20 protein-coding genes are annotated in these 21,014 nt (G+C 67.3%); 8 read left to right on the forward strand and 12 right to left on the reverse strand.

Annotated elements, in window-relative coordinates; all coding sequences use genetic code 11:
• The 3 genes from AOZ49_RS07535 to AOZ49_RS07545 all read right to left on the reverse strand — a co-directional run.
• The coding region (locus tag AOZ49_RS07535; protein WP_304439431.1) for a magnesium chelatase domain-containing protein at positions 1-522 on the reverse strand (522 nt) is incomplete at its 3' end.
• 86 nt (positions 523-608) lie between these two features.
• On the reverse strand, positions 609-860 hold the full coding sequence (locus tag AOZ49_RS07540) for an accessory factor UbiK family protein (RefSeq protein WP_006394062.1): 252 nt from the start codon (positions 858-860) through the stop codon (positions 609-611).
• A 151-nt stretch (positions 861-1,011) separates the two neighbouring features.
• Positions 1,012-1,449 carry a DUF5339 family protein gene (locus tag AOZ49_RS07545; RefSeq protein ID WP_054432356.1) on the reverse strand — a complete coding sequence of 146 codons (438 nt, stop codon included), beginning with the start codon at positions 1,447-1,449 and terminating at the stop codon, positions 1,012-1,014.
• Between the two features lie 546 nt (positions 1,450-1,995).
• Here AOZ49_RS07545 and AOZ49_RS07550 point away from each other — a divergent pair.
• Both AOZ49_RS07550 and amt read left to right on the forward strand, forming a co-directional pair.
• Complete coding sequence (locus AOZ49_RS07550) at positions 1,996-2,337, forward strand: P-II family nitrogen regulator (RefSeq protein WP_054474764.1); 342 nt, start codon at positions 1,996-1,998, stop codon at positions 2,335-2,337.
• Positions 2,338-2,368: 31 nt separating this feature from the next.
• Positions 2,369-3,607, forward strand: a complete 1,239-nt coding sequence (gene amt, locus AOZ49_RS07555) for an ammonium transporter (RefSeq protein WP_054432357.1) — start codon at positions 2,369-2,371, stop codon at positions 3,605-3,607.
• Between the two features lie 140 nt (positions 3,608-3,747).
• Here amt and ptsP read toward each other — a convergent pair whose 3' ends face one another.
• The 7 genes from ptsP to rfbD form a co-directional block, all read right to left on the reverse strand.
• Positions 3,748-5,523 (reverse strand): phosphoenolpyruvate--protein phosphotransferase, encoded by a 1,776-nt coding sequence (gene ptsP / locus AOZ49_RS07560; RefSeq protein WP_054474765.1) that lies wholly within the window; start codon positions 5,521-5,523, stop codon positions 3,748-3,750.
• Between the two features lie 43 nt (positions 5,524-5,566).
• On the reverse strand, positions 5,567-5,836 hold the full coding sequence (locus tag AOZ49_RS07565) for an HPr family phosphocarrier protein (RefSeq protein WP_006387993.1): 270 nt from the start codon (positions 5,834-5,836) through the stop codon (positions 5,567-5,569).
• A gap of 110 nt (positions 5,837-5,946) precedes the next feature.
• Complete coding sequence (locus AOZ49_RS07570; protein WP_054432359.1) at positions 5,947-6,348, reverse strand: PTS sugar transporter subunit IIA; 402 nt, start codon at positions 6,346-6,348, stop codon at positions 5,947-5,949.
• Positions 6,349-6,366: 18 nt separating this feature from the next.
• On the reverse strand, positions 6,367-7,335 hold the full coding sequence (gene gshB / locus AOZ49_RS07575) for a glutathione synthase (protein WP_054474766.1): 969 nt from the start codon (positions 7,333-7,335) through the stop codon (positions 6,367-6,369).
• Positions 7,336-7,498: 163 nt separating this feature from the next.
• Positions 7,499-8,050 carry a translation initiation factor IF-3 gene (gene infC, locus AOZ49_RS07580; protein WP_076410237.1) on the reverse strand — a complete coding sequence of 184 codons (552 nt, stop codon included), beginning with the start codon at positions 8,048-8,050 and terminating at the stop codon, positions 7,499-7,501.
• A gap of 20 nt (positions 8,051-8,070) precedes the next feature.
• The gene (gene thrS, locus AOZ49_RS07585; protein ID WP_054474767.1) at positions 8,071-10,023 is read right to left on the reverse strand and encodes a threonine--tRNA ligase; all 1,953 of its coding nucleotides are present in this window, start codon (positions 10,021-10,023) and stop codon (positions 8,071-8,073) included.
• Positions 10,024-10,391: 368 nt separating this feature from the next.
• On the reverse strand, positions 10,392-11,306 hold the full coding sequence (gene rfbD, locus AOZ49_RS07590) for a dTDP-4-dehydrorhamnose reductase (protein ID WP_054474813.1): 915 nt from the start codon (positions 11,304-11,306) through the stop codon (positions 10,392-10,394).
• Between the two features lie 290 nt (positions 11,307-11,596).
• Between rfbD and AOZ49_RS07595 the strand changes: the two genes are divergently transcribed.
• Positions 11,597-12,331 (forward strand): response regulator transcription factor, encoded by a 735-nt coding sequence (locus tag AOZ49_RS07595; protein WP_054432362.1) that lies wholly within the window; start codon positions 11,597-11,599, stop codon positions 12,329-12,331.
• Between the two features lie 55 nt (positions 12,332-12,386).
• Here the strand turns inward: AOZ49_RS07595 and hemN are convergent, their stop codons facing one another.
• Positions 12,387-13,814 (reverse strand): oxygen-independent coproporphyrinogen III oxidase, encoded by a 1,428-nt coding sequence (hemN, locus tag AOZ49_RS07600; protein ID WP_197286712.1) that lies wholly within the window; start codon positions 13,812-13,814, stop codon positions 12,387-12,389.
• 170 nt (positions 13,815-13,984) lie between these two features.
• On the opposite strand from hemN, the gene AOZ49_RS07605 reads away from it, so the two are divergent.
• On the forward strand, positions 13,985-15,001 hold the full coding sequence (locus tag AOZ49_RS07605; RefSeq protein WP_054474768.1) for a MerR family transcriptional regulator: 1,017 nt from the start codon (positions 13,985-13,987) through the stop codon (positions 14,999-15,001).
• Positions 15,002-15,052: 51 nt separating this feature from the next.
• Positions 15,053-15,352: a hypothetical protein gene (locus AOZ49_RS07610; protein WP_231690266.1), complete on the forward strand. Its 300-nt coding sequence runs from the start codon at positions 15,053-15,055 to the stop codon at positions 15,350-15,352.
• 42 nt (positions 15,353-15,394) lie between these two features.
• Here AOZ49_RS07610 and AOZ49_RS07615 read toward each other — a convergent pair whose 3' ends face one another.
• On the reverse strand, positions 15,395-16,906 hold the full coding sequence (locus AOZ49_RS07615) for a glycosyltransferase family 39 protein (protein WP_231690267.1): 1,512 nt from the start codon (positions 16,904-16,906) through the stop codon (positions 15,395-15,397).
• Positions 16,907-17,204: 298 nt separating this feature from the next.
• Between AOZ49_RS07615 and AOZ49_RS07620 the strand changes: the two genes are divergently transcribed.
• From AOZ49_RS07620 to AOZ49_RS07630, 3 genes are all read left to right on the forward strand, one after another.
• Positions 17,205-17,939, forward strand: a complete 735-nt coding sequence (locus AOZ49_RS07620) for a FadR/GntR family transcriptional regulator (protein ID WP_054432365.1) — start codon at positions 17,205-17,207, stop codon at positions 17,937-17,939.
• Positions 17,940-18,036: 97 nt separating this feature from the next.
• Complete coding sequence (locus AOZ49_RS07625) at positions 18,037-19,752, forward strand: thiamine pyrophosphate-binding protein (protein WP_054474770.1); 1,716 nt, start codon at positions 18,037-18,039, stop codon at positions 19,750-19,752.
• Between the two features lie 18 nt (positions 19,753-19,770).
• The gene (locus AOZ49_RS07630) at positions 19,771-21,012 is read left to right on the forward strand and encodes a Zn-dependent hydrolase (protein WP_054432367.1); all 1,242 of its coding nucleotides are present in this window, start codon (positions 19,771-19,773) and stop codon (positions 21,010-21,012) included.
• Positions 21,013-21,014: the final 2 nt, after the last annotated feature.

The following is a 21,014-nucleotide window of genomic DNA, read 5'->3' on the forward strand; positions in this document are numbered from 1 at the left end:
CAGCACCCGCAGCCCCTCGACCCAGGCCGCCTGACCGGCGCTGCCAGCGGGCAGGATCAGGGTGGCGCCGGGCGACTCGCGCGCCACGCTAAGCGCGATCACCAGGGCGGCCGCGACCGGCACCAGCGCGCCGGTCAGCGACAACTCCCCGGCGAGCACCAGGCCGGCCAGCAACGGATCCGGCGCGGTCTCGACGGCGGCGCCCGCTGTCGCCGCGCCCTCGCCCGGCGGCGCCAACTGCCCCGCCGCCAGCAGCAGGCCCACGGCAATCGGCAGGTCGAAGCGGCCCGACTCCTTGGGAATATCGGCGGGAGACAGGTTGACCGTGATGCGGCCCGCGGGGAAATTGAAGCCGCTGTTGATGATGGCCGCGCGCACCCGCTCGCGGCTTTCGCGCACCTCGGTGTCGGGCAGGCCGACCACGTTGAAGCTGGGCAGGCCCGGCCCCAGGTGGGTTTCGACCCGCACCGCGTGGGCATGCAGGCCGCTAAGGGTGCGGCTGGCGATTACGGCTAGCGTCAAGGCAGTCTCCGATAACAATCGAAGACGAGTATGGCGAAAACAAAAACGGCCGCGCAGGCGGCCGTGGCAAAAAGGTCCCGCGCGGATTACTTATCCAGGGCGGACAGCCGCGACTCCAGCTGCTCGACGGTGGCGGCCAGTTGGTCGACGCGGGCGCGCGTGCGCGCCAGCAGATCGGCCTGCACATCGAATTCCTCGCGCGTGACCAGGTCGAGCTTCGAGAACGCCTGCGTCATCATGGCGCGGACATTGCGCTCGACGTCCGCGGCGGGGCTGCGGGCGATCAGGTCGGAAATGTTCTTCTGGATGTCTTCCATCCACTGGGTGCGATTGTTCATAGCGGCCTCACGATGTTCTTGGTGCCTCAAGTGTAGTGCTTTCCACAGGCCGGGCTGCGGGCAAAAAAAAGGGCGGGCCGCATGCGGTGACCGCCCATCAAAGCACAGGAGAAAACCGGGCCGCCTTGGGGGCAGCCCCCTACCAACATCGTTACTGGCAACCCATCTGCGTCGCCGACTGCGCGAACAGGTCGGCCGATTGCTTGCATTGGGCCGCCAGCTGCGTCTTGTCGCTGATCGTGGCCCACTGGGTCTTGGCCGCGTCGAGCTGCTGCTTGAAGCTGGCCGCCGCGGGATTGGATGCGCCGAGCTTGTCCATGCATGCACTGACCTTGGTCAGGTAGGCATCGCATTCGGCGGGCAGGCCGGCGGTGGCGCCGGCGGCCGGAGCCGAGCTGGACGGCGCGGGCGTGGAAGCCGGCGGCGTGGTGGCCGCGGGCGGCGTGCCCGGCGTGGTGGTCGACGGCGCCGGCGTGGTCGATGCCGCGGGCGGCGCGGCCTTTTCGTCGCTCTTGTTGCAGCCGGCCAGGGCGGCCAGCGCGGCGGTCAGCGCCAGCACGGCAAAGGTCTTGCGTTGGATCGTCATCATTCCTCTTTCCTTTCTTGCTTTTTGTCTTCGTTCAGAGAGCCGCGGCGCCGGTGTCTTTTGCCGCGGCCCGGTCAGGCCCAGATACCGCCATGAGCTGGACTTGATTCTTCTTCAGCCTACCTTTGGCAACAAGCTTATGCGTGTAAACCCTCGTATCACGCCCCGCCCCCGTTTTGACGGTCTGTCCGGACCGCTTTCAATCGCCTGACACCCACGTCCGCCATCGCCCGAAGCCCGGCCAGCAACGTTCAGCGGCCTGTCGGGCAGAAAGCGTCCAAGGCCTCCATGCATCCGGCAAACGCGACAAAGGGCTACCGCGCCGGCATCAACTGGCAACAAATGGCGGCGGTGAAACATATTCCGTTGCATTCCTCACTCCGCCCCGTCATGCACCGGTTTGAGGCTGACGTTTGGTGCATGACGCACTATATTGGTGCAGCCAGGCACAACAAACGCGCCTGCGTTTCCGCTTTCCGGGCACCGGCCTGCATGGCATGGAATTTGCTTGATTGACGATGCCAACGTGCAACCATGAGAGGAAATGCCATGAAACTCATCATCGCCATCATCAAGCCCTTCAAGCTCGACGAAGTGCGGGTGGCTCTATCCGGAATCGGCGCCCAGGGCCTCACCGTTACCGAAGTGAAAGGGTTCGGGCGCCAGAAAGGCCACACCGAGCTGTATCGCGGCGCGGAATACGCCGTCGACTTCCTGCCCAAGCTGCGTGTCGAGGCCGCCGTGCCCGACCACCTGGTCGACCAGGTCATCGAAGCCATCGAACAAGCCGCCCGCACCGGCAAGATCGGCGACGGCAAGATCTTCGCCGCCCCCCCCCTTGAACAAGTGATCCGCATCCGGACGGGTGAAGCCGGCGAAGCTGCGCTGTAGACAAATAAGAAAGACTCATTGGAGCCTGAAAATGGATAAAGCAGATATCTCCTGGTTGCTCGTCTCTACCCTCCTCGTATTGATGATGGCCGTACCCGGTCTGGCGATGTTCTATGGCGGCCTGGTACGCAGCAAGAACGTGCTGTCGGTGCTGCTGCAAGTGTTGTGCACGTTCGTGCTGGGCCTGGTCCTCTGGTTCATCTACGGTTATTCGCTCGCCTTCACCGAAGGCAACGCGTTCTTCGGCGGCCTCTCGCGCGCCTTCTTCTCCGGCATGTTCAATCCGGCCGACGGCAAGTACGCCATGTCGAACTCGCTGACCGAGCTGCTGTTCGCCTCGTTCCAGGCCACGTTCGCCGGCATCACCTGCGCGCTGATCGTCGGCAGCTTCGCCGAACGCGCCCGCTTCTCGGCGGTGCTGGTGTTCACGGTGATCTGGTTCACCTTCGCCTACATCCCCATCGCGCACATGGTCTGGTTCGCCTCGGAAACCGCGCCGGGCCTGCTCAACGCCAAGGGCGCGCTGGACTTTGCCGGCGGCACGGTGGTGCACATCAACGCCGGCGTGGCTGGCCTGGTGGGCGCCTATGTGGTCGGCAAGCGTGTCGGTTACGGCCGTGAAGCCATGCAGCCGCACAACCTGCCGATGACCTTCGTCGGCGCCGCCCTGCTGTGGGTGGGCTGGTTCGGCTTCAACGCCGGCTCCGCCCTGGCCGCCAACGAGAACGCCACCCTGGCCTTCTTCAACACCATGATCGCCACCGCTGGCGCCGTGCTGGCCTGGCTGTTCACGGAATGGGCCATCAAGGGCAAGCCCTCGATGCTGGGCGCCGCGTCCGGCGCCATCGCCGGCCTGGTGGGCATCACCCCGGCGGCCGGCCTGGTCGGCCCGGTGGGCGCGCTGATCATCGGCGTGATTGCCGGCGTGGTCTGCGTGTGGGGCGTCAATGGCCTGAAGCGCCTGCTGCGCGCCGATGACGCGCTGGACGTATTCGGCGTGCACGGCGTGGGCGGCATTGTCGGCGCCCTGCTGACCGGCATCTTCAACGCCCAGGTCCTTGGCGGCCCGGGCCTGGCGGAACCCGGCATGATCCTGGGCCAGCTGTGGGTGCAGCTCGAAGGCGTGCTGCTGACCATCGTCTGGTCCGGCGTGGTCGCCTGGATCGCCTACAAGATCGCCAACGCCCTGTGCGGCCTGCGCGTGCCGGAAGACCAGGAACGCGAAGGGCTGGACGTCACCAGCCACGGCGAATCGGCCTACCACAGCTGATCCGTCGCCCTCCCGCCCGGCACCGGGCGGGAATGCGGAAAGCCCCCTCGGAGAGGGGGCTTTTTTTCGACCAGGCCCAAAAAAAAGCCCGTCGCATGCGACGGGCTTTTCCGTTTGCCGGAGGCAGGCTCCGGCGTCGATCAGGCCAGATCGAGCGTGTCCAGGTCCACGGGCAAGGCCCGGTTCAGGGCGCTGGCCACCTTCACGCGCAGCGCATTGGTGTGGGCCCGCCGCACTTCCCGCTTCACGTCCAGCAGTTGCTGCGGATGCATGGAAAACTCGGTCAGGCCCAGCCCCAGCAGCAATCGCGTCATTCGCGAATCGCCGGCCATTTCACCGCAGACCGCGACCGGCTTGCCAGCCCGCTCGCCCGCGTTGATGGTGTGGGCCACCAGCCGCAGCACCGCGGGATGCAGCGGATCGTACAGCGCCGCCACGTCGTGGTCGCCGCGGTCGATGGCCAGGGTGTACTGGATCAGGTCATTGGTGCCGATCGAAAGGAAGTCCAGCGCCTGCGCGAACGGTTCGATGGCGATCGCGATGGCGGGCACCTCGACCATGGCGCCGACTTCCATGTGCGGCGCATAGGCCTGCCCGCGCGCATCCAGTTCGCGCCGGGCGGACTCGATGGCCGCCCGCGTCGCCATCACTTCGTGCATGTGGGCGATCATCGGGATCAGCAGGCGCACCGGCCCATGGGCCGAGGCCCGCAGGATGGCGCGCAGCTGGGTCGCGAACATCTCCGGACGCGCCAGGCAGTAGCGGATGGCGCGCTGCCCCAGCGCCGGATTGGTGGCCACGGTGGCCTCGCCGTCCAGCGTCTTGTCCGAGCCGATGTCGAGCGTGCGGATGGTGACCGGACGGCCCGCCATCACCTTCACGACCGACGCGTAGGCCTCGTATTGTTCTTCCTCGCCCGGCAGGTCCGGACGCCCCATGAACAGGAATTCGCTGCGGAACAGGCCGATGCCGTGCGCGCCGGAGGCCAGCGCCAGCGCCGCCTCTTCCGGCAGCTCGATGTTGGCGCGCAGGACGATGTCGATGCCGTCCAGGGTGACCGACGGCTCGTCGCGCAGCAGGCTCAGCTCGGCGCGCTCGTCGGCGTAGACGGCCTGGCGGCGGCGGTATTCCTGCAGGATGCGGTCCGACGGGTTGACCACCACCGCGCCGGCGGCGCCGTCGATGATCAGCATGTCGCCGTCGCGCACCAGCTCGCGCACATTGCCCATGGCCACCACCGCCGGCACGCCCATGCTGCGCGCCACGATGGCGGTATGCGAGGTCGGGCCGCCCAGGTCGGTGACGAAGGCGGCGAAACGGCCGCCGCGCAGGCGCAGCATGTCGGCGGGCGAAATATCGTGCGCCACCACCACCAGCGCGTCGTCGCCGCCCATGTGCGACATGTCCGGCAAAGTGGCCGAGGTGCCCGACAGCACGTGCAGCACCCGCTCGATCACCTGGCGCACATCGGCGCCGCGCTCGCGCAGGTACTCGTCTTCCATGGCGTCGAACTGCTGGCCCAGGATCTGGCCCTGCGTGGTCAGCGCCCATTCGGCGTTGTAGTGCCGCTCGGCGATCAGCGCCAGCGTCTGCTCGGCCAGCAGCGGGTCGCCCAGCAGCAGGCTGTGCACGTTCAGCATGGCCCCCAGCTCGCGCGGCGCGTCGGCCGGCAGGGTATCGGCCAGCAGCCGCAGTTCCTGCTGCGCCGAGGCCAGCGCCTCGGTCAGGCGGCGGCTTTCGGCCGGCACGTCCTCGGGCGAAATGCGGTAGTGCGCGACTTCCAGCGCCGCCGCGCCCATGACCACCGCGCGGCCGATGGCGTAACCGCGCGCCACGCCCTTGCCGTACAAACAAATAACGGGGCTGGCAGAGCCAGCCCCGTCATGCGCCTGAACCGCGGCACCGGCCGCGGACATGCCGGCCCCGACATCGTCAGGGCCGGCGGATTCGGAAACGCTGCTATTCCTGTTCACCGAATTTGCTATCGAACAGAGTTTCAATTTCGGAGAGCGCCTGCTCGGCATCGCTGCCCGAGGCCTCCAGCTTGACCGTCACGCCCAGGCCGGCGGCCAGCATCATGACCCCCATGATGCTCTTGGCGTTCACGCGCTGCGCGCCGCGCGAGATGAAGATCTCGCTAGAGAACTTGCTCGCCAGTTGCGTCAGTTTGGCGGCCGCCCGCGCATGCAAACCCAGTTTATTGCTGATGACAATGTCTGTATTAGGCATAGTGAATATTATGACCACGGCATCACACCGCAGTTGGTGATTGCAGCAAATTGTCGAACCGCTCGTCGGCTTGAAATATTAGCCGAAATAACCGGACGAGTTCCTGTCCGTCAGTCTACCCGCAATACCCCTTGCACCCCGCCCGCCAGCGCCTTTTCACGGGTCTCGGCCAGCGAAAGGTTACGGTAGGTCAGCGCGCGCAACAGCATCGGCGTGTTCAGGCCCGCCAGCACGCAGCACTGGATGCCCTGCGCCTGGGCGTCGGCCACGGCCCGCTTGGAGATATTGGCGGGCGTGGCGCCGATCAGATCGGTCAGCACCAGCACGCCGCCGCCGTGGTCCTGCTCGAGGATGTCCTTGAGCACCGCCGGCGCCAGATCGTCCGGCCGGTCCTCGGGCTGGATGTCGTGGATCGCCAGCATGCCGTCGAGGTTGCCCATGACGTGGCTGGCGCATTCGCGCATGGCGGCGCCCAGGGGCGCATGCACGACGATGACGATACCCGTGGTCATGACAAAGTCCCAGGAAGATCAGGCCGCGGCGCCGGCGGCAACCGCTTTCTCGAGCGCCTGCACGAACATGCCGGCCACGTCGAAGCCGGTCTGTTCGGCGATTTCCACGAAACAGGTGGGGCTGGTGACATTGACTTCGGTGACGTAGTCGCCGATGACGTCCAGGCCGACCAGCAGCAGGCCGCGCGCGGCCAGCTTGGGGGCCACGGCCTCGGCGATCTCGCGGTCGCGCGGCGACAGCGGCTGCGCCACGCCCCGGCCGCCGGCGGCCAGGTTGCCACGGGTTTCGCCGGCCAGCGGGATGCGCGCCAGCGAATACGGCACGGGTTCACCGCCGATCAGCAGGATGCGCTTGTCGCCCTTGACGATCTCGGGAATGTAACGCTGCGCCATGATGGTGCGCGCGCCGTTGTCGGTGAGCGTTTCCAGGATGGCGTTGAGGTTCGGGTCCTTGGGCTGCAGGCGGAACACGCCGGTGCCGCCCATGCCGTCCAGCGGCTTGACGATGACGTCGTGGTGCGTGTCGTGGAACGCCTTCAGGCGCGCCATGTTGCGCGTCACCAGCGTCGGCGCGGTGAACTCGCTGATCTCGGTGATGGCCAGCTTTTCGGGATGGTTGCGGATCGCCGCGCCGCTGTTGAACACCTTGGCGCCCTGCGCCTGGGCGCACTCGAGCAGGTGGGTGGAATACACGTATTCCATGTCGAAAGGCGGGTCTTTGCGCATCACCACCGCGCCGAAATCGGCCAGCGGCAGGTCCCGGGACGCCGATTCGCGCCACCAGTCATGGCCGTGCAGGTCCGCGCCCTCCACCAGCTCGATGGGCGTGGTGACGGCCTTGACCGTGCCGGTCTCGATGTACAGATCGCCCTGCATGGCCACGCTGAGCGTATGGCCGCGCGCCACCAGGGCGCGCATCATGGCGACAGAACTGTCCTTGTACGCTTTCAAGAGCGGCAAGGGATCCAAAACGAACAAAACATGCATCGCGACACCCCGAACGTACGCCGCCTTCCCTTTCGGGAAGGCGGCTATCTATGACATCGTAGCGCAGAGCCGCCCAATAAGCGAACCCGCCGAACATAGGCTGGACGGCGGGTCGCGGGGAAGAGCGGCCAGGCCTTCCCGGGCAGGAAGGCCGGCAGGAGCTTTAAGCCGCCGATTCCGGCTTGCCCGCGGGGGCAGCCTTCTTCTTGGGCGCCAGCACCATGACCATCTGACGGCCTTCGAGCTTCGGCATGGCTTCGACCTGGGCCAATTCCAGCAGATCGTCGCGCACACGCTCAAGTACCCGCATGCCCAGTTCCTGGTGGGCCATTTCACGGCCACGGAACCGCAGCGTCACCTTGGCCTTGTCGCCTTCCTCGAGGAAGCGGCGCAGGTTGCGCAGCTTGACCTGGTAGTCGCCCTCGTCGGTGGCCGGACGGAATTTGACTTCCTTGACCTGGATGACCTTCTGCTTCGAACGAGCTTCGGCTTGGCGCTTCTGCTCTTGGTACTTGAACTTACCGTAGTCCATCAAACGGCAGACCGGCGGTTCGGCGTTCGGCGCGATTTCCACCAGATCCACGTCGTTTTGCTCGGAAAGACGGAACGCGTCGGCAATCTTGACGATGCCCAGCTGTTCTCCGTCCAGACCTATCAGGCGCACCTCGGGGACGCGGATTTCACCGTTGATGCGATTGGCTTTTTCAGTGGCGATGTTGAAAGCTCCTACAGATGTTAAGCAGCGCTGCCATCGGGTTGATTGACGTCGCGGCGGGTGGATACGTCTTCGGACAGGCGGGCGACGAAGTCGTCGAACGCGATGGCGCCGAGGTCCAGACCACCCAGACCGCGTACGGCGACGGTACCGTTTTGCTTCTCCTTGTCGCCGACGACGAGGATGTACGGCACCTTCTGCAGGCTGTGCTCCCGAATTTTACGAGTGATTTTTTCACCGCGCAAATCGGACTCTACTCTAAAGCCTTGTTTTTTCAGGCTTTGCGTGATTTCAGCCGCATAATCGGCCGAAGGTTCGGAAATGCAGCACACCACGGCCTGCACCGGAGCCAGCCAGGGCGGCATCGCGCCGGCGTGGTTTTCGATCAACATGCCGATGAAACGCTCGAGCGAACCCAGGATGGCGCGGTGCAGCATCACGGGCGGACGGCGCTGGTCGTTCTGGTCCACGTACTCGGCGCCCAGGCGCACGGGCATGGAGAAGTCGACCTGGATCGTGCCGCACTGCCAGTGGCGGCCGATGGCGTCCTTCAGCGTGTATTCGACCTTGGGGCCGTAGAACGCGCCCTCTCCCGGGGAGATCTCGAATTCGCAGCCGGTGCGGCGCAGGCTTTCCATCAGGGCCTGTTCGGCCGTGTCCCAGACCTCGTCCGAGCCGATGCGCTTTTCAGGGCGCGTGGCGACCTTGTACAGCACTTCGGTGAAGCCGAAGTCGCGGTAGACCTTCTGCAGCAGGGCCGTGAAGTCGGCGCACTCGTCCTGGAGCTGTTCTTCGGTACAGAAGATGTGGCCGTCGTCCTGCGTGAAGCCGCGCACGCGCATCATGCCGTGCAGCGAGCCGGACGGTTCGTTGCGATGACACTGGCCGAATTCGCCGTAGCGCAGCGGCAGCTCGCGGTACGAGTGCAGGCCGGCGTTGAAGATCTGCACGTGGCCCGGGCAGTTCATCGGCTTGAGGCCATAGACGCGGTTCTCGGACTCCGTCGTGAACATGTTTTCACGGTAGTTGTCCCAGTGGCCCGTCTTCTTCCAGAGCGAGATGTCGAGGATCTGCGGCGCCTTCACTTCCTGGTAGCCGTTGTCGCGGTAGACGGAGCGCATGTACTGCTCCACCTGCTGCCACAGGGCCCAGCCCTTGGGGTGCCAGAAGATCAGGCCCGGCGCTTCGTCCTGGAAGTGGAACAGGTCGAGTTCGCGGCCGATCTTGCGGTGGTCGCGGCGCTCGGCCTCTTCCAGCATGTGCAGGTAGGCTTCCTGTTCTTCCTTGGTGGCCCAGGCCGTGCCGTAGATGCGCTGAAGCATCTCGTTCTTGCTGTCGCCGCGCCAGTAGGCGCCGGCCACCTTCATCAGCTTGAAGACCTTGAGCTTGCCCGTGGACGGCACGTGCGGGCCGCGGCACAGGTCGATGAACTCGCCTTCGCGATACAGGCTGAGCGGCTCGTTCGACGGAATCGAGGCGATGATCTCGGCCTTGTACTTTTCACCGATGCCCTTGAAGAACTCGACGGCGTCGTCGCGCGACCAGACTTCGCGCGTCACGATCTCGTCCTTCTTGGCCAGCTCGGCCATCTTCTTCTCGATGGCCGCCAGGTCTTCGGGCGTGAACGGGCGCTTGTACGAGAAGTCGTAGTAGAAGCCGTTGTCGATCACCGGGCCGATGGTGACCTGGGCATCCGGGAACAGCTCCTTGACGGCGTAGGCCAGCAGGTGGGCCGTCGAATGGCGGATCATGTCCAGGCCGTCGGCGTCCTTGGCAGTCACGATGGCCAGGCGGGCGTCGCCCTCGATGCGGTAGCTGGTGTCGACCAGCGTGGAGTCGGCGCCGTCAAAGGTCACGCGGCCGCCCAAGGCGGCTTTGGCCAATCCCGCGCCGATCGATTGCGCCACTTCGGCGACCGTGACCGGCCCCGGGTATTGGCGCTGCGAACCATCGGGCAATGTGATCTGTACCATCGGGAGTGCTTCCTGGGGTTCTTGGGAGAAAAAACGAAATTCAGAAACGACAAACGCGGCTGGTAGCCGCGTTCATTTGGTTGTCTTGCTGAGTCTTACCGCTGACCTGACACGGTGAAACCCGACGCACGAAAAACTAACGCGACATAGGGCGAAAGTTCCGGGTCGTAGTTCGTGCCAGCGGGAAAAACATGGTGCTCGGGCCTTCGGGATTGACTTGCGGTGCGCAGCGCCGGGACAAATGGCGTGCTTATCGTTGCCGATTGTAGCACCCTTTGGGCCTATTTCGTGACATTTACGCTACAAAAGGGGCGGATGACGGAGCGAACCCGGCCCGCGGGCGGCGAATGACGGGACGGCGGCGCCCGTCAGGCCAGGTTGCGACTGTCGGCGATCGCGACCAGGGCGTGCATCACGCCCTCTTCCCAGTGCGGCGCGCGCAGCCCGAAGGTGCGCCCCAGCAGCCGGCTGTCCAAGCGCGAATTCAGGGGCCGGCGCGCCGAGGTGGGGTATTGGTCGGACGCCACGGCCCGGATGTCGCCCGGCGTCAGCGTCACCGCCAGGCCCGCGCGCCGGGCCTGCTGCGCGATGAAGCAGGCGTATTCGTGCCAGCTGGCGTCGCCGGTGGCCGCCAGGTGATACAGGCCGAAGGGAAACGCCGCCTCGGCCGGCCGCGCCAGATAGCGCGCCAGGACCTGCGCGGTGGCATCGGCGATATACGCGGCGCCGGTGGGCGCGCCGCGCTGGTCGCTCACCACGCGCAGCGCTTCCGGCTGGCGCAGCGCCATCAGCATGGTCTTCAGGAAGCTGTTGCCGAACACGCCATAGACCCACGACGTGCGAAATACCAGATGGGCCGGGTTCAGCGCCCGCACCGCCTGCTCGCCGGCCAGTTTGCTGCGGCCATAGACATTCAGCGGCGCGGGCGCGTCCTGCTCGTCGTAGCTGCCCGCCTTGGCGCCGTCGAACACGTAGTCGGAGGAATAGTGGACGATGAGCGCGCCACGGTCGGCCGCCAGCGCGGCCAGTTCGCCCGCGGCCTCGGCATTGATGCGCATGGCGCGCACCCCGTCCTCTTCGGCTCGCTCGACCGCGGTGTAGGCGGCGGCGTTGACGATGACGTCGGGCTTTTCGCGCCGCACCAGCCGCGCGATCTGCAGGGGATAGGTCAGGTCGCAGTCGGCCCGCCCGACCGCCGTCACCACGCCCAGCGGCGCGAGGCTGCGCCGCAGCTCGAAGCCGAGCTGCCCGTCCCTGCCGATCACCAGAATTTTCTTGGACATCCGTCGTCCGCCGCCTTGCCAGTCCTGCGCCATGGGCCGTTCAACGGCCGGCCCGGAAATCCTGCGATTTTATGCCTTGCGGACAACGATCGCGCGCCGCGATTTAACGTCGCGCGACGCCACCCGGGGCGTCGCTTTGTCTGATTCTCGCTTAGTTTTCGTCTGTATGGCGCCGTAAGACCATAAGCTTCGCACTCGAATTTCGGACTGGTTACGGCGTGTGCGCGGCCCCGCCCTCGGGCGCCCACCTCTCCGCACCGATGTGTGCCTTTCCATTCTGTGGAGCCTAGATGAATACTCCCTCAGCGCCGGACACCGTCGTCTCGTCCGAGCCGCGATCCCCCGATGCAGGTGACCGCCCCAATTCCCGCAAGCACCTGCTGCTGTCACGCCCGCCCCCCGTCATCCGGGTGGCCATCCTGGACGATCACCCGGTGGTGGCGCTGGGCCTGGGCGCCTACCTCGACGCCCGCCCCGGCTTTCGCGTCATCCACCAGGAGACCTCCGCGCGCCGGCTGCTCGACAAGCTCGCGACCACGCCGTGCGACATCGCCCTGGTCGACTTCTACCTGCCCCAGGAACCCTGGGACGGCGTCAACTACCTGCGCCGGCTGCGGCGCTATCACCCCAATCTTGCGATCATCACGTTCTCGGCCGGCAACCGCCAGGAGACCCAGTACGCCGCCTTCCGCGCCGGCGCCAACGGCTACCTGGCCAAACAATGGGGCATGCTGCTGCTGCCCGAGATGATCCACGGCGTCCTCAGCAAGAAGAACCCGTTCCTGTCGGTGCAGGATGGCAAGATCCGGCCGCTGTCGCCACGGCCGCCGCACGCCCTGCTGACGACGTCCGAGGTCGAGGTCCTGCGCCACATCAGCCAGGGCATGTCGGTCACGCAGATCGCCACGCGCCTCAAGCGCAGCAAGAAGACCGTCAGCACCCACAAGCGCCGCGCCATGCGCAAGCTGCAGCTGTCGGATGACCTGTCGCTGGCCTTGTATCTGCGGGAAAAGTTCGCCGAATAGACAACGACGTGGCCGACGCGGTCGGCCACATCTTCACGGCGAGGCGGCGCGCGCCTCAGATGATGCGCGAATAGCTGGCGCCGGTGCTGACCGTGCGCAGATAGCCGTCGAACGCCATGGCCACGGCCCTGACGAAATACCAGCCCAGGCCGGTCACGCGCAATTCGCCGGCCCGCAGGTTGACCAGGCCGAGTTCGGCCAGGTTGGCCACCTGCGACAGCTCCGGCCCGAAGTAGTCGCCGAAACGCAGGCCATGGCGCGCCTCGACCCGGGCGAAATCCACCCGCCCCTGGCACATGATGTCCATGATGACCTCCCGCCGCGCCAAGTCGTCGGCGCTGAGCGCCAGACCCTTCTCGGTGGCGAAGCGGTCGGATTCGATGGCGGCGTAGTAGCCGTCCAGGTCCTTGGCGTTCTGGCTGTAGGTATTGCCGATGCGGCCGATGGCCGATATGCCCAGCGCCACCAGGTCGCGATCGGGCTGAGTGCTGTAGCCCTGGAAATTGCGGTGCAGCTCGCCGCGCTGCTTGGCGATGGCCAGGGCGTCGGTATTGAGCGCGAAATGGTCCATGCCGATGTAGGTGTAGCCCTGCTTGAGGAAGCCCTCGATGGCGGCGCTCAAGAGGCCGACGCGCGTGGCGCGGTCGGGCAGGTCCAGCGGATTGATGCGGCGCTGGGGCTTGAAGCGTTCCGGCAGGTGAGCGTAGGCGTAGAGCGCGATGCGGTCGGGCCGCAGCGCGCTGACCCGCGCGATGGTGCGGGCGAAGGATTCGGTGGTCTGCAGCGGCAGGCCGTAGATCAGGTCGACGTTGATCGAGGCGTAGCCCAGCGCGCGGGCGCTTTGCATCAGGTCGCGCACGTCCTCGAAAGACTGCACGCGATGGACCGCCACCTGCACCTTGGCGTCGAAATCCTGCACCCCGAAACTGAGCCGGTTGAAGCCCAGCTTGCGCAGCCGTTCCAGCCGCTGCGGCGTGGCGGTGCGGGGATCCACCTCGATGGAGATTTCGGCGTCGGGCTCGAAACGGAAGGCGCCGCGCAGGTCCGCCATCAGGCGGTCGAGTTCCTCGTCGGACAGGAAGGTCGGCGTGCCGCCGCCGAAATGCAGCTGCGAGACCGGCACGCCCGGGCCCAGTTCGGCCACGTGCAGCGCGATTTCCCGCGCCAGCGCGTCCAGGTAGCGGGCGGCGCGGTCGTGATGGCGGGTCACGACCTTGTTACAGGCGCAGTAGTAGCAGACCGAATCGCAGAACGGGATGTGCACGTAGAGCGACAGCGGCTCGGTGGTACAGGAATCGCGGCGCTGGCGCAGGGCCTGGCGGTATTGCTCGACGCCAAAATCGCCGTGATAGCGGTCGGCCGTGGGATAGGAGGTGTAGCGTGGCCCGTTCTTGTCCAGGCGCGCCAGCAACTGCGGCGGAAAGAAGGGTTCGGCGGCGGAAGCCGCGGGGTCGGCGGAGGCTGGGCGTAGGGCGGCTTGCATACCTCGAATTATTCGCCTGTGCCGCCCCACCCGCCTTGATCTTGCGCAAACGCGCCGCCCCATTCCAAGCGGGGACGCAACCCGCGATAAGCTTGCGCGCAAGGCGCTTGACCCTCACGTCGCGTCAGGTTCCACCATCAGTCCCGTCACGATTCGAACAGGAGCTTTGCATGTTGTTGAAAGTGGGTGAATTGGCCAGGCGCGCCGGCCTCACGGTGCGCACGCTGCACCACTACGACAGCATCGGGCTGCTGGTCGCGTCGGTACGCTCCGATGCCGGCTACCGCTTGTACAACCGCGACGACATCGCGCGGCTGCACCAGATCCAGGCGCTGCGTCGCCTGGGCCTGCCGCTGGCGGACATCGGAGATCTCCTGGCAAGGCCGGACGTGTCGCTGGCTGGCGTGATCGACCAGCAGATCCACATGCTGGAACACCAGCTGGCGCAAACCGCGAGGCTGCGCGACCGGCTGCTGCGCCTGCGGACGCAGCACGCGAGCGGCGCCACGCCCGACCTTGCCGACTGGTTGCAAACTTTGGAGCTGATGACCATGTACGACAAGTACTTTACCGACCACGAACTGCGCACCCTGCCCTACTTCGCTCCCGATAGCGGGGTCCAGGAACGCTGGGCCACGCTGGCGCGCGAAGCCGCCGCCGCGCTCGCCGCGGGCATGGCGCCCGCCGACGAACGGGCCCAGGACCTGGCGCGCCGCTGGATGCTGCAGCTCGAGCACGACACGGCGTCGAACCCGGAACTGGCGGCGCGGCTGGACCATATGTTCAGTAGCGAACCGGCGCTGCAGCAGGGCCAGGGCGTCACGCCGGCCATGATCGACTTCATCGTCGCGGCGTTCGCCGAGACCAAGATGCGCCTGTACGAAAAGTACCTGGACGCCGATGAAATCGCCCATCTGCGCGCCCACTACGGCAAGCGCGTGAAGGAATGGATGCCGCTGGTGGCGCAGGTGCATCGCGCCATCGCCAACGGCGAGGCGCCCGAGGCGCCCGCGTCGCGGGCCTTGGCGCGGCGCTGGCTGGAACTGTTCCGTTCGTACGCGGGAGACAACCCTACCACGCACGAGAAATTCCGCCACGCCATGGCCCAGGAACCCGAGCTGCTGGCGGGCACCTGGGTCACGCCGGACATCCTGGCGTTCCTGCGCCAGGCGATGACGTCCCATTGAGGCATCGCGCCTGAACCCGCGGGGCGCCGGCGCCTGCCGGCGCCCCGTAAAATGGCGGGATTCCTACATTACAAGGACATCCCCGTGGAAACCGAACTCGACGGCCGCCTGCTCGCCCTGCGCCAGGCGATGGCGATCGCCATCGCCCTGTCCACCCGCGGCAGCCCCCAGGCCACCGACATGGCGCTGGAACTGCTGGACGACCTGAAGGCCAACCTGGACAACACGCCGTCGGACAGCCCCTTCGAAAAACCCGAATGGGCGCTCGGCGCACACGACGAACTGGAGGGCATCGCGCGCCTGGTGCGGGCCTTCACCCAGACGCCCGAACCGGACAGCGACGGCGCGTAAGGCCCAGCCGGCGCGGCCGTTGCCGCGCCGCCTCGGCCCCCGCTAGCGCGCGGGGCCGGCGCCGCAAGCCGCGACAGGCGGCTTGACGCGCCAGTGCAGATTGGGAAATCCCGCCCCCACCGGCTCGAACCCCTCGGGCGACACCCGCGCCTTGCTCAACTCCAGCGCGCCGCAATCGGCCACCAGGGTGGCGTCGACCCACGGACTGAATCGCAGCTGCCCGTGGATCAGCACCAGCGGCCTTTCGGGCAGCCGCAACGACAACGCGCCCGATTCTTCCCAGGGACCGGAAATGACCCGGACCGGCCCGCCCAGCGCGGCAACGGCGCGGCCATGCAGCGCGTCGGCCAGCGCCTGCGCATCGAAGTAGCGCCAGTCGGTCGGACGCTGCAGCAGCGCCAGGCCATTGGGCGCCGTCAGCTCCACCCGCAGCATCAACATCAGCTGGATGACGATGAACACCAGCATCGCCCGGCGCGGCCGGAACGGCTCGCTCCAGGCCGCGCGCGCCCATTCCATCGCGGCCGGCACGATGAACAGCAGGAACGGCGTGCCCCAATGCAGCTGGATGTGCGATCCCGAGATCAGCGCCATGACGCTGACGAACACCAGCGGCGTCAGGCCGAACGACAGCAGCAGGGTGCGCCCCGCGTCGCCGCTGGTGGCGCAGGCGGTAGAGGTCGCGATCGAAGTCGCGTTGAGTGAGGCGGCAAGGCGCCGCCGTTCGCGGTGGCCCAGCAACCACAGCACCGCCAGGAACAGCCAGGCCGGCAGGGCCCGGTTCAGCAGTTGATCGCCCCACCACTTGGCGACCTCATGCCCCCGCGCGAGCCACGGCAGGCCGGCCGCCAGCGACGATGACATGGCGTAGTTCAGCGGCTCGAAATCGTGCTGGATCAGCCAGACTAGGTGCGGCGCGAACACCGCCAGCGCGGTCAGGCCCGCCACCTGCAGGCCGAATACGTGCATGGGATCGCGCCAGGCCTTGCGGATGCACCAGAACACCAGCACCGCCAACCCGGCGACCGCGATCTGGTACTTGGCCAGCGCGCCCAGCCCCAGGCACCCGCCCAGCACGATCCACCAACCGATCTTGCGGGTCGTGTAGGCCTTCCAGCAAGCCAGCGCGCAGCCGGCCACCAGCGGGATCAGGACGATCTCGTGGTTGTAGAAATACAGCCGGCCGTTATAGAAGGTGACGCACAGGCCCGCCAGCGCGGCGGTCGCGGCATGGGCCTCGCCGCGCATGTCGCGCAGCAGTCGCCACATCAGCGCGAACGCCCCCAGCGCACAGGCCGCGCCCATGACATAGGTGGCCCAGGCGGTCCCGCCCATCAGTTGCGCCACCGGCCACAGCAGCCAGGTCGGCAGCGGCGGATGCTTGTAGTAGCCCCACTCCAGGCTGCGTACCCAGATGAGTTGCTCGATGTTGTCGGTCGGCGGGGCCAGCACGGCCCGGTCCAGCAGCCAGAGCCAGGCGGCCGCGAACGCCAGCATGCCGATCCCGACCCGCCATGGATCCGGTTTCCAGGCCTCGTTGCCATTCCGTCGCACGCCACACTCCCTGTCATGGCGTACGCAAAGCCCCGCCCTCTCCTCCCGGTTTCCGGGACGCAGGGATTATCGGGTCCGGAACATGTCACGACGTCGATGAATTTGTCCGGCAATTGTTCGAAAACTGTAAAGCGCGGCGCTTGGAAAAGGGTCGCCTAGCTGGCCTGACCACTAGATAGGAAGAGGGGAAATCCCTCTGATCGTTTTCCCTTGATAAAGCGATTTTTACTTTTATTTCAAGGAGACGCTGCCTATATTGGTGGCCTGACCACCAGACCATACGTACCGCAAGTCCACGATGAACACCTTCCAAGCCGTTGCCGTCACCCGCCTCTATCGCATGATCGCCGACCAGATCGCCGGACGGATCCGCGCGGGCGATTTTCCACGCGGCGGTCGCCTGCCGTCCGAGCGCGAGCTGGCCGAGCAATTGCAGGTCAGCCGGGCCTCGATCCGGGAAGCCCTGATTGCGCTGGAGATCGAAGGCTATGTCGAAGTGCGCGTGGGCACCGGCGTGTTCGTCACCGCCACCCGCGAGGCCGCGCCCGCCGCCACGGCCGCCGCGCCGGCGGCCCCGCAGGACGAGATCGGCCCCTTCGACCTGCTCGAGGCGCGCATGCTGATCGAACCCGAATGCGCCGCGCTGGCCGCGCAACAAGGCTCGCCGGCACAGATCGCCGCCATCCGCGCGGCCCACGAGGCGATGTCGCTGACCGACGCGCCGGGCTGGCACGACCGGGAATTCCACAGCGCCATCGCCGCCGCCTGCGGCAACGCGGCGCTGGCGGCCTCGGTGGCCCACCTGTGGAACCTGAGCCTGGCCAGCCCGGTGTTCAGCCGCATGCAGGATTACTTCGTCAACACCAAGGTGTGGGCGGTCGCCCACGCCGAGCACCAGCGCATCCTGACCGCCATCCTGGCGCGCGATCCGATCCGCGCGCGCCATGCCATGCATGCGCACCTGATCGGCATCCTGGCCCGCCTGAGGGAAGACTTCGGCGACGACGACGGGAGCATCCGCCCCGACATCTAGGCCCCGCTCGCCAACCCGCCGGCGGCGCCGACCGCCCCCCTTGCCACGAACCCCAAGCCCGCGCCTGGCGCGGACAGCCCATCCCGGGAGTGTTTGCATGACGGTTGTATCCCCCCTGCCGCGCAACGGCGGCCAGATCCTGATGCAGCAGCTGCGCATCCACGGCACGCGCCGCATCTTCATGATTCCGGGCGAGAGCTATCTGCCCTGCATCGACGCGCTGAACGAGCATCGCGGCGCCATCGAGCCGGTGGTGTGCCGCCAGGAAAGCGGCGCCGCCTACATGGCCGAGGCCCATGGCAAGCTGACGGGCGAGCCCGGCGTCTGCTTCGTCACCCGCGGCCCGGGCGCCACCAACGCCAGCATCGGCGTGCACACCGCGTTCCAGGATTCGACGCCGATGATCCTGTTCGTCGGCCAGGTCGGCAACGACTTCTACGAACGCGAAGCCTTCCAGGAGATCGACTACCGCCGCATGTTCGGCCAGATGGCCAAGTGGGTGGCGCAGATCGACCGCACCGACCGCATCCCGGAATTCGTGGCGCGCGCCTACGCCACCGCCACCAGCGGTCGCCCCGGCCCGGTGGTGCTGGCGCTGCCGGAAGACACGCTGTGGGGCACGGCGACGGTGGCCGACATGCCGCGCTACCAGCGCGTGGCCGCCAGCCCGGGCCAGCCCGACCTGGACCGCCTGCGCCAGTTGCTCGACCAGGCCGAACGGCCCGTGATGGTGCTGGGCGGCAGCGGCTGGAACGCCGACGCGATCCAGCAGATCGCCGCCTTCGCCGAACGCTTCGAACTGCCGGTGGCCACCGCCTGGCGCCGGCTCGAATGCTTCGACCAGCGCCATCCCAACGCCGCCGGCCAGATGGGCTGGGGCATGACCGACGCGCTGCGCGCCCGCATCAAGGCCGCCGACCTGATCCTGGCGGTGGGCACGCGCCTGGGCGAAGCCACCACCGAGGGCTACCAGCTGATCGAAAGCCCCTTGCCGCGGCAGGCGCTGATCCATGTCCATCCCGATCCGCAGGAACCGGGCCGCGTCTATGCCCCGACCCAGGCGATCGCCGCCAGCGTGGCCGGCTTCGCGCAGGCGGTGGCCACGCTGCAACCGGCCCACGCCACGCCGCGCGGCGCCGCCGTGCGCGCGGCCCACGCCGAATACCTGGATTCGCTCAAGCCGCTGCCCTCGCCCGGCCCGCTGGGCCTGGACGCCGTGGCCGCGCTGGTCAACCAGCGCCTGGCGCCGGACGCCTGCATCACGGTGGGCGCGGGCAACTACGCGCTGTATCCGCACCGCTATCGCCAGTTCACCGGCCTGGGCACCAGCCTGGCGCCGACGGTCGGGTCGATGGGCTACGGCCTGCCGGCGGCCGTGTCGGCCAAGCTCGAACATCCCGGCAAGACCGTGGTCTGCTACGCCGGCGACGGCTGCTTCCAGATGAACCTGCAGGAATTGGGCGTGGCCCAGCAGTATCGGCTGGGCATCGTGGTGCTGGTGTTCAACAACGGCATGTGGGGCACGATCCGCGCGCACCAGGAACGCGAGTTCCCCGGCCGCCCGATTGCGCTGGACTTTGAGAATCCCGATTTCACCCAGATCGTGCGCGGCTACGGCGGCTACGGCGAAGCCGTCGAACGCACCGAGGATTTCGCCGCGGCGTTCGACCGCGCGCTGGCCTACGCCGAGCGCGAACAACGCCCCGCGCTGCTGGAAATCCGCTACGACGCCGACGGCATCGCCCCCGGCCAGACCCTCACCGCCATTCGCGACGCGGCGCTGGCGCGCCAGGCCGCCGCCTCCACCCACTGACACCGAACGAGGACCACCATGACTTCATCCCTGTCCGTCAACGGCAACCGGCTCTGGCAATCCCTGATGGATCTGGCCGAGATCGGCGCCACGCCCAAGGGCGGCAACTGCCGCCTGGCCCTGACCGCGCTCGACGGCCAGGGCCGCGACCTCGTCACCGGCTGGATGCGCGACGCCGGCCTGACGATCCGCGTGGACCAGGTGGGCAATATCTTCGCCCGCCGCGCCGGCCGCAACGACGCGCTGGCGCCGGTGATGACCGGCAGCCACATCGACACGCAGCCCACTGGCGGCAAGTTCGACGGCTGCTTCGGCGTGCTGGCCGGGCTGGAAGTGATGCGCACCCTGAACGACGCCGGCGTGCAGACCGAGGCGCCACTGGAACTGGCCATCTGGACCAACGAGGAAGGCTCGCGCTTCGTGCCGGTGATGATGGGCTCGGGCGTGTTCGCCGGCAAGTTCTCGCTGGAGACGGCGCTGAGCGCGCGCGACGCCAAGGGCCTGGCGGTGCGCGACGAGCTGCAGGCCATCGGCTACGCCGGCGCCGAGCCCGTCGGCGGCCGCCCGGTGGATGCCTATTTCGAGGCCCACATCGAACAGGGCCCGATCCTGGAACACGAAGAGAAAGTGATCGGCGCGGTGACCGGCTCGCTCGGCCTGCGCTGGTACGACGTCACCGTGACCGGCATGGAAATGCACGCCGGCCCCACGCCCATGGGCATCCGCCGCGACGCGCTGTTCGCCGCCAGCTACCTGCTGCAGGCGGTGGTCAACATCGCCAACGCCCACCAGCCGCACGGGCGCGGCACCGTGGGCGAGATCCACGCGCATCCCGGCTCGCGCAACGTGATCCCGGGCCAGGTGCGCTTCACCACCGACCTGCGCCATGAGGACGAGGCCACGCTCACGCGCATGGACCAGCTGTGGCGCGACGCCTGCCGCGAGATCGCCGAGAAGCACGGCGTGCAGGTGGAAGTGAAGGACGTGCAGTACTTCCGCCCCACCCCGTTCGATCCGGACCTGATCGAAAAGGTGCGCCAGGGCGCCGCGCGCCGCGGCCTGCCGGCGATGGACATCGTCACCGGCGCCGGCCACGACGCCGTCTACATGGCCGCGGTGGCGCCCACCGCCATGATCTTCGTGCCGTGCAAGGACGGCATCAGCCACAACGAAATCGAGGACGCGCAGCCCGCGCACCTGGAAGCCGGCTGCAACGTGCTGCTGGACGCCATGGTGGCCCGCGCCAACGCCGCGCGCTGAAC

The organism is Achromobacter sp. 2789STDY5608615 (assembly GCF_001298995.1).
Taxonomy (GTDB): domain Bacteria; phylum Pseudomonadota; class Gammaproteobacteria; order Burkholderiales; family Burkholderiaceae_B; genus Achromobacter; species Achromobacter insuavis.